The sequence below is a fragment of the Nonomuraea rhodomycinica genome, from assembly GCF_013363995.1.
GTDB classification, from domain to species: domain Bacteria; phylum Actinomycetota; class Actinomycetes; order Streptosporangiales; family Streptosporangiaceae; genus Nonomuraea; species Nonomuraea rhodomycinica.
The window spans coordinates 53,413-69,682 of sequence record NZ_JABWGO010000001.1; the positions used below are offsets into that span (position 1 = coordinate 53,413).

The 16,270-nt window shown below is 72.6% G+C and carries 13 protein-coding genes; 4 read left to right on the top strand and 9 right to left on the bottom strand.

All coding sequences use genetic code 11. The features are described 5' to 3' along the window. Positions 1-3: 3 nt before the first annotated feature. The 5 genes from HT134_RS00320 to purB all read right to left on the bottom strand — a co-directional run bounded on the left by HT134_RS00320 (position 4) and on the right by purB (position 5,264). Positions 4-588, bottom strand: coding sequence for a hypothetical protein (locus tag HT134_RS00320; RefSeq protein ID WP_175598231.1), 585 nt, complete (start codon positions 586-588; stop codon positions 4-6). Positions 589-916: 328 nt separating this feature from the next. Next, positions 917-1,840, bottom strand: a complete 924-nt coding sequence (locus HT134_RS00325; RefSeq protein ID WP_175598232.1) for a DUF8094 domain-containing protein — start codon at positions 1,838-1,840, stop codon at positions 917-919. 78 nt (positions 1,841-1,918) lie between these two features. Further along, positions 1,919-2,956: a DUF4037 domain-containing protein gene (locus tag HT134_RS00330; protein WP_175598233.1), complete on the bottom strand. Its 1,038-nt coding sequence runs from the start codon at positions 2,954-2,956 to the stop codon at positions 1,919-1,921. Positions 2,957-3,085: 129 nt separating this feature from the next. Beyond that, positions 3,086-3,829: a GNAT family N-acetyltransferase gene (locus HT134_RS47460; RefSeq protein ID WP_217707111.1), complete on the bottom strand. Its 744-nt coding sequence runs from the start codon at positions 3,827-3,829 to the stop codon at positions 3,086-3,088. Between the two features lie 4 nt (positions 3,830-3,833). Further along, entirely contained in the window at positions 3,834-5,264 is a 1,431-nt protein-coding gene (purB, locus tag HT134_RS00340) for an adenylosuccinate lyase (protein ID WP_175598234.1), read from the bottom strand. Positions 5,265-5,380: 116 nt separating this feature from the next. On the opposite strand from purB, the gene HT134_RS00345 reads away from it, so the two are divergent. After that, positions 5,381-5,932 (top strand): GNAT family N-acetyltransferase, encoded by a 552-nt coding sequence (locus HT134_RS00345; protein ID WP_175598235.1) that lies wholly within the window; start codon positions 5,381-5,383, stop codon positions 5,930-5,932. Positions 5,933-6,081: 149 nt separating this feature from the next. Next, positions 6,082-6,840, top strand: a complete 759-nt coding sequence (locus HT134_RS00350; protein ID WP_175598236.1) for a GntR family transcriptional regulator — start codon at positions 6,082-6,084, stop codon at positions 6,838-6,840. A gap of 22 nt (positions 6,841-6,862) precedes the next feature. Here the strand turns inward: HT134_RS00350 and HT134_RS00355 are convergent, their stop codons facing one another. The 3 genes from HT134_RS00355 to HT134_RS00365 all read right to left on the bottom strand — a co-directional run bounded on the left by HT134_RS00355 (position 6,863) and on the right by HT134_RS00365 (position 10,347). Next, positions 6,863-7,414 carry a cysteine hydrolase family protein gene (locus tag HT134_RS00355; RefSeq protein WP_175598237.1) on the bottom strand — a complete coding sequence of 184 codons (552 nt, stop codon included), beginning with the start codon at positions 7,412-7,414 and terminating at the stop codon, positions 6,863-6,865. 196 nt (positions 7,415-7,610) lie between these two features. Then, positions 7,611-8,975: a hypothetical protein gene (locus tag HT134_RS00360; protein WP_175598238.1), complete on the bottom strand. Its 1,365-nt coding sequence runs from the start codon at positions 8,973-8,975 to the stop codon at positions 7,611-7,613. 91 nt (positions 8,976-9,066) lie between these two features. Next, the gene (locus HT134_RS00365) at positions 9,067-10,347 is read right to left on the bottom strand and encodes an MFS transporter (RefSeq protein ID WP_217707114.1); all 1,281 of its coding nucleotides are present in this window, start codon (positions 10,345-10,347) and stop codon (positions 9,067-9,069) included. Positions 10,348-10,402: 55 nt separating this feature from the next. Between HT134_RS00365 and HT134_RS00370 the strand changes: the two genes are divergently transcribed. Together HT134_RS00370 and HT134_RS00375 are read left to right on the top strand one after the other, a co-directional pair. After that, positions 10,403-11,425, top strand: a complete 1,023-nt coding sequence (locus tag HT134_RS00370) for an ArsR/SmtB family transcription factor (RefSeq protein ID WP_175598239.1) — start codon at positions 10,403-10,405, stop codon at positions 11,423-11,425. A gap of 96 nt (positions 11,426-11,521) precedes the next feature. Continuing rightward, a complete protein-coding gene (locus HT134_RS00375) occupies positions 11,522-12,919 on the top strand; it encodes a N,N-dimethylformamidase beta subunit family domain-containing protein (RefSeq protein ID WP_175598240.1) in 1,398 nt (465 codons plus the stop codon). Positions 12,920-12,974: 55 nt separating this feature from the next. Here the strand turns inward: HT134_RS00375 and HT134_RS00380 are convergent, their stop codons facing one another. After that, positions 12,975-16,214, bottom strand: coding sequence for an efflux RND transporter permease subunit (locus HT134_RS00380; RefSeq protein ID WP_175598241.1), 3,240 nt, complete (start codon positions 16,212-16,214; stop codon positions 12,975-12,977). Positions 16,215-16,270 lie beyond the last annotated feature (56 nt).

Sequence of the window (16,270 nt, forward strand, 5' to 3'; positions counted from 1 at the left end):
GCTTCAGACATCCGCAGACCCCACGCGCTCTCCCGGCGAGCCGCCTCCACCGCCTCCAGCCCGCGACGCGGCCGCCAGCACCGCGTTCGCCAGCATGCGCGCGGGCGAGTCCTGAACACGGCCCAGCCTGGCCTTCCACGGCCCGCCGTCCCCCCGGCCCAGGCCGAAGCCCAGCAGCACCTCCAGGTAGCCGATGTCGTCACCACCGACCCCCCGGTTGTGAAGCACCCGGCCGTCGTTGGCGTCCGCCCCCGCCGCCAGCAGCACCCGCGCCACCCCCACCGCGTCCACCTGCGCCACCCGCGACAAGGCCGGATACACCAGCGGCTCCCAGCCGAAAGGGCCGCCGCACGCCCGGGCCGCCGCCGGATCGACCGCGATCACGCGGGCGATCCCCGCGGCGTCGCCGACCGCCGCCCTCGTCCACACGGACGCGCCCGCGATCTCAGGACGGGCCGCCAGCAGCCGCGTCGCGGCCTCGGCGCTCACGGGCCTTCCATAGACGAGGCAGGCCAGCCGCAGGAACTCGGTCTCCGGGTCGGCCGATGGACCCACCGCGCGCGGCCGGCGCACGGACGCGCCCACCATCCTCAGGTACGCCAGCTCGTGAACCCGTACTTACGGGCCACTGCCAGTTGCGCTCCGGCCAGCGCAACTCCGGCAACTCTCCCGGACACCACCCGTACGCCCGCAACAGCTGTTTGGCCTCGTCCCTCAGGTGGTCGAGGCTCGGGTTCTCAGGCAGACGGCTGGCCACGAAGACCTCCCTTTCGGATACGCCCGACGTCCGCGTCTTCGGCCGAAAAGGAGGAATGGCACCATGACCAGCAGCTTGCAACTCGGGTGGGCTGAGCCCTTTCCGCGGACCGGCTGCGTCCCGAGACGCCACCCGGAAGCGCACCCCAGTCCCTGCCCCCTAGGAGAACCAGTTGGCGCCGAGCTCCTGGATGGTCCTGCTGCCCCTGGGCACCAGCAGCGCCTCACTCAGCACCTGATTGACGCTCTTCGGCGAGTTGACCAGGGCGAACAGGAAGAACGAGCCGCCGTCGGCCGTCCGGAAACCGAACACCGAGCCATGACCGGCGAACGCGACGTACAACCCCTTGTTCACCGCGGGGAACGCCTTGCGGCTGTAGCTGTTCCTGGCCAGCCGATAGCCGGAGGCGCCTTCCTTCTTCCTCTCGTTGTTCCAGAAGTTCAGGTACTCCTTGGCCACCGCGCCCGCCATGGTGTTGTCCATGTCGGTGACATAGCCGTCGGCGTCCAGGCGCGGCTCGGGCATCCGCTGACCCCAGTGGATCGGCGTCGCGACGGCCAGCCTGAAGGACTGGCCGGGGGAGCGGAAGAAGGCCAGCACGTGCGGGCGGGCATGGCCCTTGGTGTCCCGGTAGGTCGCCTTCGCGATGAACCAGTCGCCGATCGAGGGTTGCCGCTCCGGCCGGGGCAGGTAGACCGCCGGGACGCCGGACAAGGTGATCGGCTTGTGCCCCGGCTTCCAGCCGAACGCCTCGTGGTTGCGTTCGAGCACGCCTTCGTACAGCGCCGCCTCCATGAACAGCGCATCGATCCGGTCGTTGCTCCGCCACCACTTGCGCTGCTTGAGCGTCGCGTTGTACTTGTCCACCCACGCCCGCATGGCCTGCCTGGCCTCGGGCGCGCCGAGCGCCGGCCGGGTCGCGGAGCGCGAGACCTCCGGCGAGGGGGACGGCGATGTGGCCCGCGAGGCCGCCGGAGCGGGCGTGCGCGCGGGCTGGCCCGCGGGCCGGGGGACCAGCCCCGGGACCACGCCGCAGCCGGACAGGCCCAACGCGACCACCGTGATCAGCAGCTTTCCGCGCACCAGCAACGTCCCCCAAGTTCCAGCAAAGAAAGTACAAAGCGAACTTATCGGACGCCCCGCCACGCGCGGACTCCCGCCTCAAGCCACCAGACCGAGCGCCGCCGCCGCCACCGCCCGCGCCCGCGACGGCGACATCAACACCTCCACCGAGTCCGCCACCTGATCCACACATCCCACCAACGGCAACCCCCTCACCACCGGATCCGACACCGCCTCCAGCAACGCCCGCGCGAACCGATCACCCCCGATCACCTGGAACGGCCGGTCATGAAAGGCCCGCACCCGCACATCCAGCTCCTCCGCCAACCCCAACCGGTTCTGCGTCGCCGCCACCCTCCCGTACGCCGCCGACAACCCCACCTCCCGCTCCCGCCACGACCGCGCCGCCAGCGCCCGCCCCAGCGACTCCCCCAACTCCACCGACCCCGGCATACGCGCCAACGCACTGCCCAGCCACTTGGCGTACGGCGGATACCGGCGGCGCAGCAACAGCGCCAGCCGCATCACCTCGCGCGCCAGCCGCGCGCCGACCACCGCCGAGCCCAACTCGTCCCCCACCTCACCACACCGGCCGGGGAACGGCTCCTCCTGAGCGATGCGCCGCCACTGACAGGCCAGCACATAACGCCACAGGTCACGCGGATACCACCGCAGCACCCCCCGCACCGCCTCCAGCCCGTCCGGCAGCCCGTCGTGGAACACCTCACCGCGTGTCACCTCGGCCAGCACCTGCCACGGCGACGACAACCAGTCCAGCGGCGACATCCCGCCCCGCGGGTCGAACCCCAGCCGCTCCGTCAGCCACTGCCCCAGCTCGGCCACCACCACGCCGGGCCGTACGACACCGTGGTAGCCGAACACCGTCGGCAGGCCGCGAAAACGCTCCGGCAGGCCCGCCACCACGCGCGCCCGCACGTCCTCCACCTCGCCGGCCGCCGCGAACACCAGCACCCGCGGCCCCCAGTCGTGGTCGGCGGAGCGGGCCGTGTCGAACGCGAGCACCTCCGAACCCGGCCCGATCAGCGCGGCGCTGTGCGGCACCGAGCCGACGAGCGGCGCGACGACCTCACCGTAGAAGGCCCGGGAAAGCTCGATACCTGGCACAAAATCGGACATCACTCCGACACTGTGCCTCACGGCGGGCTGCGGGCTCACCCGGTTTTTCGCCCGCGCGTTCGATGATGGGTTTTTTGATGGTGGGTGGGGTGGTTATCACCCCGGCCCACCGCCTTTACTTTGTAGATTTCATCGTACGTGAGTGGCCAGGACCCGCATGCGCCGGTAGCCGAGCCGCTCGTACACCCCGATCGCCGCCGGATTGTCGTCGTCCACCATGAGGGCCGCCCGCCCGTGGGCCGCCACGAGCCGTTCGCTCACCCATCGGCACACCCGCTCTGCCAGCCCACGGCCCCGCAGGGGCGCCGCCGTGGCCACCCCGGCCAGCAGCCCCACCGACGGGGCGCTCCACGCGTCGGCCGCCACCGCCGCCAGCCGGCCCCGCACCCGCGTGCCCGCCCAGCGACGCACGCCCGGTGCGCCCGGCACCGCGTACGAGGTGGGCGCGTGCTCGGCCAGCAGCGCCGACACCTCCCCCTCGGCGTCGCCGCCCAGCCACTCCACCGCATCGCCCGCCGGAGCCTGCCCGGCGGCGCCAGGACCGCCGGGCAGGCTCATCCACGAGAAGCCGCCCGCCACCTCCAGCCCGTCGATCTTCGCGGCCACCTCGGCCATCAACCCGGCCTCGCCGAACGGCCGGTACGACGGCCCCATCTCGGCCAGCGCGTGCCGCACCAGCTCGACCGCGTCGGCCGGATCGCCCCACACACCGATGCGGTCGCGCCGCGACACCTCCGGCGCGGCGCTCACCACGGCCTGCCCCAGCGCCCACGCCCGCGCGCCACCCGTCAGGTCCTGCGCCACCCACACCGGCAGGTCGTCGTCACCGCACGCGGCCCGCACCTCGGCCACGGACCTCAGCTCACGCACCACCGCGTCACAAGATGGCGCCAGGACGGTAGGCCGCCGCCTCCGGATGGGCGCAGACCACCTCCGCCACCTGCCGCACCACGGCCTCCACCTGCCCGGCCGCCGCACCGGTGAACGACACCCGGTCGGCCAGCAGCGCCTCCAGCGCCGCCCGGTCCAGCGGGAACCGCTCGTCGGAGGCGAGCCGGTCGAGCAGCTCGTTGTCGGCACCGCGCGAACGCATGTCGAGCGCCGACGCCACCGCGTGCTCCTTGATCAGCTCGTGCGCCGTCTCGCGGCCCACCCCGGCGCGCACCGCCGCCATCAGCATCTTCGTCGTGGCCAGGAACGGCAGGTAGCGGTCCAGCTCGGCGGCGATCACCGCCGGGAACGCGCCGAACTCGTCCAGGACCGTCAGCATCGTCTCCACCAGCCCGTCGAAGGCGAAGAACGCGTCCGGCAGCGCCACCCGGCGCACCACCGAGCACGACACGTCGCCCTCGTTCCACTGGTCGCCGGCCAGCTCCCCCACCATCGAGGCGTAGCCGCGCAGCACCACGGCCAGGCCGTTGACCCGCTCGCAGGAGCGGGTGTTCATCTTGTGCGGCATCGCCGAGGAGCCGACCTGGCCCTCCTTGAAGCCCTCGGTCACCAGCTCGTGCCCGGCCATCAGCCGGACCGTCTTGGCCAGCGACGACGGCGCCGCGGCCAGCTGCACCAGCGTCGAGACGACCTCGTAGTCCAGGGAACGCGGGTAGACCTGCCCGACGCTGGTCAGCCGGTGCTCGAAGCCCAGGTGGGCCGCGACCCGTCCCTCCAGCTCGGCCAGCCGCGACTCCTCGCCGCCGAGCAGGTCGAGCATGTCCTGGGCGGTGCCGACCGGGCCCTTGATCCCGCGCAGCGGGTAGCGGGCGATGAGCTCCTCCAGCCGGCGGTAGGCGACCAGCAGCTCGTCGGCGGCCGAGGCGAAGCGCTTGCCCAGCGTGGTGGCCTGCGCCGCCACGTTGTGCGAACGGCCGGCGACCACGCTCTCGCGGTGCTCCTCGGCCAGCGCCGCCAGCCGCGCCAGCAGCGCCACCACCCGGTCACGCACCAGCAGCAGGCTGTCGCGGATCTGGAGCTGCTCGACGTTCTCGGTCAGGTCGCGCGAGGTCATGCCCTTGTGGACCTGCTCGTGGCCGGCCAGCGCGTTGAACTCCTCGATGCGGGCCTTGACGTCGTGCCGGGTCACCCGCTCGCGCGCCGCGATCGAGTCGAGGTCGACCTGCTCCAGCACCTTCTCGTAGTCGGCCGCCGCCTCCTGCGGCACGGCCACCCCCAGCTCGGCCTGGGCGCGCAGCACCGCCAGCCACAGCCGCCGCTCGGCGACGACCTTGTACTCGGGCGACCACAACCGGGCCAGCTCAGCGGAGGCATAGCGGGCGGCCAGAACATCGGGGATACGCGGCTTCGACGTCACGTCGGACAAGTCTATGCACTGCCCGCCCGGCCACCGGCTCCCCCCACCCGCCCGCCCTGTGAGAAGATCCCTCCCAGTTCGCGCCGGTCGGGCATGGAAGGTCATGGAGGGGGACGATGTTCGCCACATCGCTGGGTGAGGACGGCGCGGAACTGCGCCCGCTGGAGCCATGGCAGGCCGAGGAGTTCCTCGCCCACATCGACCGGGGCCGGGAGTTCATCGGCCGCTTCGTCGGGCTGCCCGACGTCGTCAAGGACCTCGCCTCCAGCCGCGCCTACCTGCGCTCGTACGCGGAGAAGGCCATGAACGACAAGGGCCGCATCTTCGGCATCTGGTCCGACGGCAAGCTGGTGGGCGGCGTGATGTTCCGCGTCATGGACCTGCAGCACGGCTCGGCCGAGGCCGGCTGCTGGCTGGAGCCGTCGGCCGCCGGCAAGGGTCTGGTGACCCGGGCCGCGCGCGCCATCATCGACTGGGGCTTCGCCGAGCGGGGCCTGTACCGGGTGGAGTGGCAGGTCGCGGCGGGCAACAAGCCCAGCATCGCGGTGGCCCGGCGGCTCGGGATGACCAAGGACGGCGTGCTGCGCAGCAGTTACCTGTACCGGGGGCAGCGGCACGACATCGAGGTGTGGTCGGTGTTGGCCCCGGAGTGGTCTTCTGACCGCTGAGCGCCTTTACTTTGTAGATTTCTAGGAGGGCGTCCGGGCGCGGTCGGCGACCGGACGCTATCCCCCCACGAAAGTGACCAGCCAGTCCAGCCGCAGGACGACTGAGATATCAGCAACCCATCAATGAAGCCGGATGACATACTGGGCGGATGCCTGATGTCGAGCCCGCCACCCGCGGGATGCTTCACGTCCCCGCGCTGCTGCTGGTCGGCGAGGAAGAGGGCGACCTCGACCGCACCGCCCAGGCCTACCGGGCGATCAGGCGCCAGATCATCGACCTGACGCTGCCGCCCGGCAGCAGCTTCAGCGAGGCGTCCCTCGCGCGGCAGTGGCGCATCAGCAAGACGCCGGTGCGCGAGGCGCTCGCCCGGCTGAGGCGCGACGGGCTCGTCGACGCGCTCCCGCGCGCCGGCTACGTGGTCAGCCCGATCACGCTCCAGGACACCGACGACCTGTGCGCCCTGCGGACGGTCCTGTCGGTCGAGGCCGCCGCCACCGCCGCGCGCCGGGGCGTGGAGGCGCCGGCGCTGGAACGGCTCGGCGCGCTGGCGAAGGTGCCCTTCGCGCTGGCGGCGGGCGAGGTGGGGCTGGAGGAGTCGCTGCGGGCCGCGATCGAGTTCGAGGCCGTCATCGCCGACTCCAGCGGCAACAGCCGGCTCGGCAAGGCGATCGTGGACGTGCTCGACGAACTCGAGCGGGTCCTGCGGATGGCCGCCTTGATCGCTCCCGAGGCCGCGAGCCCGCCCGGCGAACTGGAGGCCGTCCACGAGCGGCTGCGCGCCCGCGATCCGGACGGCGCCCGCGCGGCCATGCGCCGGCGGTGCGAGCGCGTGCATCACGACGTGCTCCGGGTCCTGGCGACAAGCGTCTCCGTCAGCAGGGCGCCCATCGAGATGCCGGCGCCGTGACCCGGCGACGCGGCGTTCACGGTCATGCTCCTCCGTGCCAGGCGGCGCAGGTCACGACCTCGAACCCGCGGCTGGGGAAGACGGCGTCCATGAAGAAGTCGTGCATCGCCTGATCGGCGTCGGCGCACCCGTCGCGCAGCACGGTCAGCCCGTAGCCGCGGTCGGCCGCGTCGTAGCAGGTCGCGGCCACCATCGCGCTGGTCGCGACGCCCGCGACCGCGAGGGTGTCGACGCCGCGCGCGCGGAGCACGAGGTCGAGGTCCGTGCCGGCGAACGCGCTGGCGCGGCGCTTGAGCACCACCACGTCCTCCTCGGTGACGGGCAGGTCGATCTCGGTTCCGGCCGTCCCCTCGTGGAAGGCGTCCCCCGCTTCGTAGAACGCGCGCATCAGCGCGCTTCCCGGCGGCACGTCGGCTCCGTTGCCCCGGAAGGCGAAGTGCACGAACACCACGAGCGCGCCGGCCGCGCGGGCGCGCGGGAGCAGGTCGCTGAGCGGCGGCACGACCCGCTGGGCGAAGGGGTAACTGCCGGTGATGCCCCGCTGGATGTCGCCGATGATGAGTGCGGTGGTCACGAAAGACTCCCGTCGAGTATGTCCATCTGGTGCCCTGCGCTCGGCAGGATGACGACGCCGGCCATCAGACGATCGCGGGATCTCCTTGGGCTGAGCCATCTGGGATCACAGTAGGAGAGAGCTGAGATATCAGCAACCGCCTCGGTGGCCAGGTCCCTGACCGTGCTCCCGGCCGGGCCCCGCCGTAGCAGGCCGCTCAGGGGAGGCGTCGTACGGCGTCGGTGACCGTGCCGTCCGTCATCTCGGCGGAGAGCTTGTACGCGCGGGATCTCACCTCGGCGGAGAACCAGCGGACGCCGCCCGGACCGCCCGCCGGACCGAGCGGAAGCTCTGCCGAGGTGCCATCCGGGTAGCTGACGCGGACCTTCCGCACCCCGGTCCCCGCGAAGCCGATGAGGACGTTGTCGCTGGGCAGGTCGAGCTCCATCACGTCATGCATGATCGTCAGCGGCACCCGGCCGTACGCCGGTTTCCACGACGCGAAGCTCCCGCCGCCACCGTCCACGATCTCGTCGCGACGGGAGAGCACGCGCACGGCGTACGTGAAGGTTCCCTTCCGCAGTCCGGCGCTCATGGCCCAGGCCCGTTCGGCGTTCCTGCCGTGCGTGACGACCCGCATCGGGCGGTTCTCCTCGTCGGCCGGCGGGAACAGCAGGTCGGGAGGGTAGTCCAGGATCCGGTCACGCGCCCGCTCGACGGCTTCGGGGCCGGCGGGACGCAGATCTCGTACGAACGCGTCCACCACCTCGTCGGCCAGCCCCAGCGCGGACACCTTGACGATCACCCCGTTCTCCCGCCAGAGCCGGACCTTGGGCCTCATGAGGGCCGGATCCCTGTGCGCCCAGTCCGCTCTGAGCGATCCGCCGTCCAGGAGGTCGCCCCCCGCCAGGCCGGTGGTGCCGCGGATCTCCCGAGGCTCTCCCATGACCGTGGCGCCGGCGAGAATCTCCGTGCCGGCGTCGCCGGGCAACTGGCTGACGGAGACTCTGGCGCGCGCCCGCCGGTTGGTCCAGACCTGCTCCGTTCCGCCCAGCTCGGCCTGCCAGCCGGTGATCGGCAGCGAGCCGGTCCTGACGAGCTCCAGCCCCTTCGGCAGGTGCGCGGCGTCGATCCGGGGCCGTCGCAGATCCGCTGTCACTCCGTCGGCCGCCCGGATCAGCTCGGCGTCCGACAGGCCGTGGCCCAGCACCGCGAACGACTCGAAGGCCTCGCTCGTCGTGGCCGGCCAGGTGATCCAGCGGTGCTCTCCCGATCCGCCCATGGTGGCCCCGTGTCCGTCCAGCTTGACCGGCTTTCCCCCGTACGGCTGATCCCAGTCCTCCGACTCCGTCACCAGGACGGCCAGCGTCCTGGTGACGGACGTGCCGCCTTCCGCGTACGCCGTGACCGGATCCTGCTCGGCGTCCGATGTGACCAGTTGCTCCAGGTGGAGGTCTCCCGGCCGTTCCGGGAGGAGCAGCGCCGCGGAAGGCCGGCCAGGGGTGGGCGCAGGATCGGCCCGCCGGACGTCCGCCGCTTTGCCGCCGCACCCGGCGCTCAGGACGATGAGGGCAGCCGCCACGAAACCAAGGAAGGATCTCACTCGTGCTTCGACGCGATCTCCCGCGCGAGAGTTCCCGCCGGACCTTCCGCGCGCGAGTTCCCGCCGGACGTCAGCGCGCCTTCGCGCTCGCGCCGGCCGGTACGGGTACGCCGGGGACGGACGCCGCTGCGGGGCGATGCCTCCGGGCGACCGCCGCCGCGCCGGTGCCGCCGGCGACGAACAGCGCGGCCAGCGCGAGCCAGCCCACGGTCTCGTGTTCGATGGCGGTGGCGGTGACGAGCACCGGTGAGACCATGGCGGCGATCGCGTAGCCGGTCTGGCTGAGGCCCTGGTAGGCGCCGGCGTTGCGCTGGTCGGCCAGTTCGAAGGCCATGCTCCAGCCGCCCGCCTCCCCCAGGATCTCGCCGAAGGCGTGGGCGAGCCCCGCCAGGACGAGCAGGACACAGGCGGTGACCACGTCGCCGTGGCCCGCCAGCGCGTACAGCCCGCATGCGAGCGCCAGCAGCCACGACGCGCGCCGGACGGCGATCCCGGCGCGACGCACGTCGTGGACGCCGCGCGAGACCCGCACCTGGAGCACCGCCACGACCACGGTGTTGAGGACGAGCAGCACGGACACGACGGCGGTGGGGGCGGCGGTGGTGGCGACCCAGAGCGGGACACCGACGGTCAGCAGGCCGAACTGCACGGCCACGACGGCGTTGCACGCCACGCTCGCCAGATACGTACGGTCCTTGAGCGGTGAGGGTCCCCCCGCTGAGGTGCCGGCCGCCCGGTCCTCGACCGGGGCGACCATCCGGGCCGGAAGCTCCGGCACCCGGGATCCGAGCCGCGCCAGCGGCACCGCGGCCGCCAGCAGCAGCACCCCGGAGGCGGTCATCGCGGCCTGGTAGGCCACGGCGGTGCCCGTCAGGAGCGCCGCGGCGGCGGCCAGAGTGCCCAGGCCGATGAAGACGTTCGTGACCACGCGCATCCGCGCCCGGACCACCACCCGTTCCGCGCCGGTGTACCACCGGGCCAGCATCGTCTGCTTCGACGTGCCGCTCGCCGAGCGCATCACCGCGGCCACGCAGGCGACCAGGGTGAACACGACGGCGTCCGAGGCGAGCGGGTAGGCGAGCATCGCCAGGCCGTTGAGGACCGTCGCCACCGCCTGGACGCGATGCGCGCCGACCCGGTCGGCCAGCCGCCCCGACGCGTACGAGGCCAGCACGCCGGCGCCGCCCGCGATGCCCAGCCCCAGGCCCACCTTCGTCGCGCCGAGTCCGATGACCAGCGTGAAGTACAGCGTGCTGACGGTGTAGAAGACGCCGCTGGACAGCGCGAACGCCATCGTGCTGAGAGTCAGGGAGCGGCCGACACGGTCTTCGGGGAAGAAGGTTCGGATCACGCCCCGTTTCTCTCGCACCCGGGCGACGCGAACCAATGATGTAGCGTATGGCTACATGGTCGCCGTCCGCAGCGGTGGGGTCATCGCGTACGAGCTCGCCGGGATGGACGTCGCCGACGTGCGCTTCGCCGCCTCCCCGATCAACGAGCTCACCCTGTCACTGCGCACGTTCCGGGACCCCGGACGCTATCCCGTGCACCTGCCCTGGCTGCGGCGCACGGAGCACCTGCGATCCGGGCTCGACCTGCCCGTGCTGCGCGCCCTCACGAACGACGCCCTGTGGTCGCCCGACTACCTGACACCCCGGCCGCACGCCCCCCTCACCCGCATCGACGACGAACTCGCCGCCGTCGCGCGCGTGCCCCTGCACCGCATGCTCGACGACCTGCGCGCCCTGCATCCCGGGCGGCTGCCCGCGCCGTTGCGGGGCGACCCGGCGGCCGTTCGCGCGCGCATCACGGAGGCACTGCGGAGGTACTGGCGCACCTGCTTCGCGCCGTGGTGGCCGCGGATGCGGACGGTCCTGCAGGCCGACATCATCTACCGCGGACAGGTCATCTCCGCGCACGGTCTGGCGGCGATGTTCGCCGACCTCAACGAGCGGGTCCACCTGGACAACGGGGTCGTACGCGTCCGCCTCGTCAGCAACGCGGGCTACCGCCGCTCCACCGGCGGAGAGGGGCTCACCCTGGTGCCGACGCTGTTCAGCAGGGGTGTGACCGCCCCGATCTCGCCGGAGGAGCCACCTCTGATCATGTACGGCACGCGCGGCGCCGGAACGCTCTGGCAGGCGGAGCCCCGCCGGTCCCCCGCGGCCCTCACCGAGCTGCTCGGCGCGACGCGCGCCGGCCTGCTCACGGCGCTGGAGACGCCGGCGTCGTCCACCGAGCTCGCCGGCCGCCTCGGTGTCACCACCTCGGCCGTCAACCAGCACCTGCGAGCGCTGCGCGACGTCGGCCTGCTCACCAGCGCGCGCCACGGCCGCTCGGTCCTGTATCTGCGGTCGGAGCTCGGCGACGCCCTCATCGCGGGCGGGGCCGCGGAAGGCCGCTCCGGCGATCCCCCGGCGGTCCGGTAGGCGTGCGAACCGCCACGACCGGGCCGCGTCGGCATCGATGGCAAGGAGTTCGCCAAGTCGCGGGCGCGGGTGCGGGCCGCCTGTGACCATGGCCCGGTGCGCAAGTTGATCATCGTTCTCGCCCTCGTGGCCGCCGGGTGCTCCGCCCCGCCTCCGGCCTCCGCACCGGCCCGGCCGGCAGGGACGCCCACGCCCGCGTCCCCGGCGCCCACCGCCTCCGCGCCCGCGGTCAAGCTGCCGGCCTCCTGGCAGCTGGCCAGGCGCGGCGCCGAGCACGAGATCGAGGGCTACGCCGACCGGGTCAGCGTCCTGCCCGGCGAACGGTTCGGGCTGCGGGTCTCGACCACCGCGCCCCGCTTCACCGCCGTCGCCTTCCGCATGGGCGCCCACCCCACGGCCGTGTGGAAGTCGCCGCAGGTCAAGGGGCAGCGGCAGGCGCCGGCCAGGACCGTGGACGGCACCGTCACCGCGGCGCACTGGCGCCCCTCCCTCACGGTGGACACCGCCGGCTGGGCCGAGGGCCCCTACCTGATCAGGCTGGACGCCTCCACCGGAGCCCAGCGGTACGTGCCGGTGACCGTGCGCTCGGCCTCCACCCAGGGCCGCGTCGTCATGGTCAACGCCGTCACCACCTGGCAGGCGTACAACCTGTGGGGCGGGCGCAGCCTCTACCAGGGGCCGGGCGGGTTCGAGGGCCGCTCCCGCGCGGTCACCTTCGACCGCCCGTACGACGGGTCCGGGGCGCGGCTCTTCCTCGACTTCGAACAGGAGGCGTTCGCCGTCGCCGAGCGCAGCGGCGTGCCGCTGGCGTACCTGACCAGCCTCGACCTCAAGCCCGGCGTGCTCGACGGGGCCCGCGCGGTGATCTCGCTCGGCCACGACGAGTACTGGTCGCCGCAGATGCGCGAGAGCGTCACCCGCGCCAGGGACCGGGGGACGAACCTCGCCTTCCTCGGTGCGAACGCCGTCTACTGGCGCATCGGCCTGCACGGGCGGACCGTCGAGTGCGACAAGGAACAGCGGTGCCGGCTGTGGCGCGAGACCCGGCCGGAGAGCGCCCTGGTGGGCCAGATGTACGACTGCTTCCCGGCCGAGGGCGTCTACACCGTCACCCGCCCGAACCACTGGATCTTCGCCGGCACCCGCGGCACCAGCTTCCCCGGCATGGCCGGGGTGGAGACCGACCGGGTCTCGCCCGGCTCGCCCCGCGACGTCGAGGTGCTGGCCGAGTCGCACTTCTCCTGCGGGGGACGCGCCACGGTCTCCAACAGCACCTACTACACGGCGCCCAGCGGGGCGGGGGTGTTCGCCTCGGGCACGATGCGCTGGGTCTGCGGCATGCGGGGGCGGCGCTGCGGCCACGGCGTGCCCGAGTCGGCCGCCGCCTTCACCCGTACGGCGACGACGAACCTGCTGACCCGCTTCGCCCGCGGCCCCGCCGCCCCGGACCGGGCACGCCAGGGGGTCACCGGTGACAGACGGCCTCCAGGGTGAGGCCGTCCGGCCCCGCCTCGGAGGAGGCGGGGCCGGAGCGCGCGGCGCGGGAAGGTCACGGCGTGGGCGCCAGGACCTTCGGCTCCTCGGGCTTCGGCTCGGCCGGGCGGCGGCGCATCCGCTCCTTGGCCCGCTCCAGCATCACGTACAGCGTGGGCACGAGCACCAGCGTCAGCAGCGTGCTGGTGATCAGGCCGCCGATGACCACGATCGCCAGCGGCTGCGAGATGAACCCGCCCGACCCGGTCACGCCCAGCGCCATCGGCGTCAGCGCGCAGATCGTGGCCACCGCGGTCATGAGGATCGGGCGCAGCCTGCGCCGGCCGCCCTCGATGACCGCCTCGACGATGCCGAGGCCCTGCTCGCGGTACTGGTTGATGAGGTCGATGAGCACGATCGCGTTCGTCACCACGATGCCGATGAGCATGAGCATGCCGATCAGCGCCGGCACGCCCAGCGCGGTGCCGGTCGCCACCAGCAGGCCGACGGCGCCGGTCGCGGCGAACGGGATCGACACCAGCAGGATGAGCGGCTGGGCGAAGCTGCGGAACGTCGCCACCATGATCATGAAGACGATCGCGATGGCCGCCAGCATCGCCATGCCCAGGTCGGAGAACGCCTGCTGCTGGTCGGCCGAGGCGCCGCCGATCACGTACGTGGCGCCGCCGGACAGCTTCAGCTGGTCCAGGCGGGTCTTCAGCGCCTGCGTGACGCTGCCCAGGTCGCTGCTCGTGCTCTTGGCCGACAGGGTGGCCGAGCGGTCGCCGTCGATGCGGGTGACCTGCGTCGGGCCCGCCACCTGCTCCACCTCGGCCACCGACGACAGCTTGACCATGCCGGACGCCGTCGCCAGCTTGAGGTTCTCGATCGCCTTGACGTCGTCGGGGGCGTCGCCGACCCGCAGCACCAGGTCGCTGGCCCGCCCGTCGAGGGTGAGCTGCCCCAGGGGCGCGCCGCGGAAGGCCTGGGCCACGCTCTGGCCGATCTGCGCCTCCGTCAGCCCCTTGGCCGCCGCCTTCTCCCGGTCCACCCGCACGTCCACGCGGGGCGCGCTGGCCTCCAGGTTGGAGGTGACGTCCCGCAGGCCCGACACCTCGCCCATGGCCGCCTTGACCTGGTCGGCCGCCGCGTTCAGCGCGGCGGGGTCGGGCGCCTGCACGATCACGTCGACCGTGTCGGAGGAGAACCCGCCGCCGCCCGAGCCGCCGACGCGGACCTCTCCGACGTCCCTCATGCCGGCCAGCCGGTCACGCAGCGCCTGCTCCACCTTCGGCGTGTCGGCCTCCTCTGCCAGCGTCAGGGAGTACGAGGCCCGGTCCGCGCCGGCGCCGCCGCCGAAGCCGCCCTGCAGCGCGTTGCCGCCGCCCACCGTCACCTGGTACGACTCGACGCCGTCCAGGTCCTCCAGCACGGCCTCGACCTTCTTGGCCGCCGCGTCGGTGGTGGCCAGGTCGGTGCCGGCCGGCATGCGCTGGGAGACCGAGATCGTGTTCTGGCCGGAGGAGTCGAGGAAGTTGGTCTCCAGCCGGCCGGCCAGGCCCATGGTGCCGGCGAAGACGACGACCCCGACGAGCAGCGTCACCAGCTTGAAGCGGGTCGCGAAGCGCAGCACCGGCAGGTAGGCGCGCTGCAGCGGGCTGCGCAGCTCCTTGGCCTCGGCCTCCTCGCGCTGGGCGCGGGCCTGCTCGGGGGTCAGCTCAGGCGCCTTGAGGAACCAGTACGCCAGCACCGGGATCACCGTCAGCGACACCAGCAGCGAGGCGATCAGCGCCACCGCGACCGTGACCGCGAACGGCCCGAACAGCTCGCCCACCATGCCGCCGACCACCGCGATCGGCGCGAACACCGCCACCGTCGTCAGCGTCGAGGCCGTCACCGCGCCCGACACCTCGCGCACCGCCGACAGGATCGCCCGCAGCTTGGGCTCGCCGTAGCCGAGGTGGCGCTTGATGTTCTCCAGCACGACGATCGAGTCGTCCACCACCCGGCCGACCGCGATGGTCAGCGCGCCCAGCGTGAGCATGTTGAGGGAGTAGTCACCGGCCCACAACGCGATCAGGGCGATGACCACCGACAGCGGGATCGAGACCGCGGTCACCAGCGTGGAGCGGACCGACAGCAGGAACACCAGGATGACGAGCACCGCGAACGCCAGGCCCAGCAGGCCCTCGGTGGTGAGGTTCTCGATCGACTCCTCCACGTACGGGGCCTGGTCGAAGATGACCTCGACCGCGGTGTCGGTGGAGTCGCCGAGCGCCTTGGTCAGGTCGGGCAGCTCCTTGCGCACGTCGTGGGAGATGCTCACCGCGTTGCCGTCGGGCGTCATCGTGACCGACACGCCGAGGCTGGTCCTGCCGTTGGTGCGGGTGATCGAGGTGGCGTCGGCCAGGCCGCGCTCCACGGTGGCGACGTCGCCCAGCTTGACCGGCTTGAGCTTGGGCGCGGCCGGCTGGGCCTGCGCCGTCTGCGGCCGGCCGGCCTGGGCCTGGCCCGGCTGGGGGCGGCCCGCCTGCGCCTGGGAGGTCGGCGCGGCCTGGGCGGAGGTCTGCGGCTGGGCGGGCGTCAGGTACAGCCCCTTCAGCTTCGCCACGCTGTCGATCCGCGCCCCGACCTGGACCGTCAGCGACTTGCCGTCGGAGGTCAGCGTCCCGGCCGGGACCGGCGTGCCGTTGGCCTTGAGCACCTCGGGGATCTGCGTCGGCGACACCCCGGCCTTGGCCATCTTGCCCAGGTCCGGGGTGATGGTCACGACCTCGTCGCGGGTGCCCGAGACCGTCGCCTCCCGTACCCCCTCGACGGCCTGCAGCTTCGGCAGCATGATCTCGCGCAGCTTGTCGGCCATCGCCCGCGGGTCGCCGCCGTCGCCCACCGCCAGCACCATCACCGGGATGTCGTCGGTGTTGCCCGCGCCGACCTGCGGCTGCACCCCCGACGGGAGCTGGGGCTGCACCCGGCTGATGGCCTGCTGCATCTTGCTCACCGACGCCTCGACGTCCGTGCCGTACGCGAAGGAGACCTGGAGCTGCGCCAGGCCCTCCTTCGACGTCGAGGTCAGCTTCTCCATGCCGTCGAGCCCCTGGAAGGCTTCCTCCAGCGGCTCGGTGACCTGGTCCTCCACGATCTCCGGCGACGCCCCCGGGTAGGAGGCGATCACGAAGGCGCCGGGGAAGGCCAGCGACGGCAGCAACTGCTGTTTCAACTGCGGGATCGTGAACGCGCCGAATGCGCTGAGCACGACCGCGACCAAGATGACGAGGCTGCGGTTGGCGAGGCTCAACCGGGCGAATGCGGCCATGAGGGGTCCCTCCAAGAGTTCGCCCCGAGACTAACACTTCGCCCCATGCGAATATT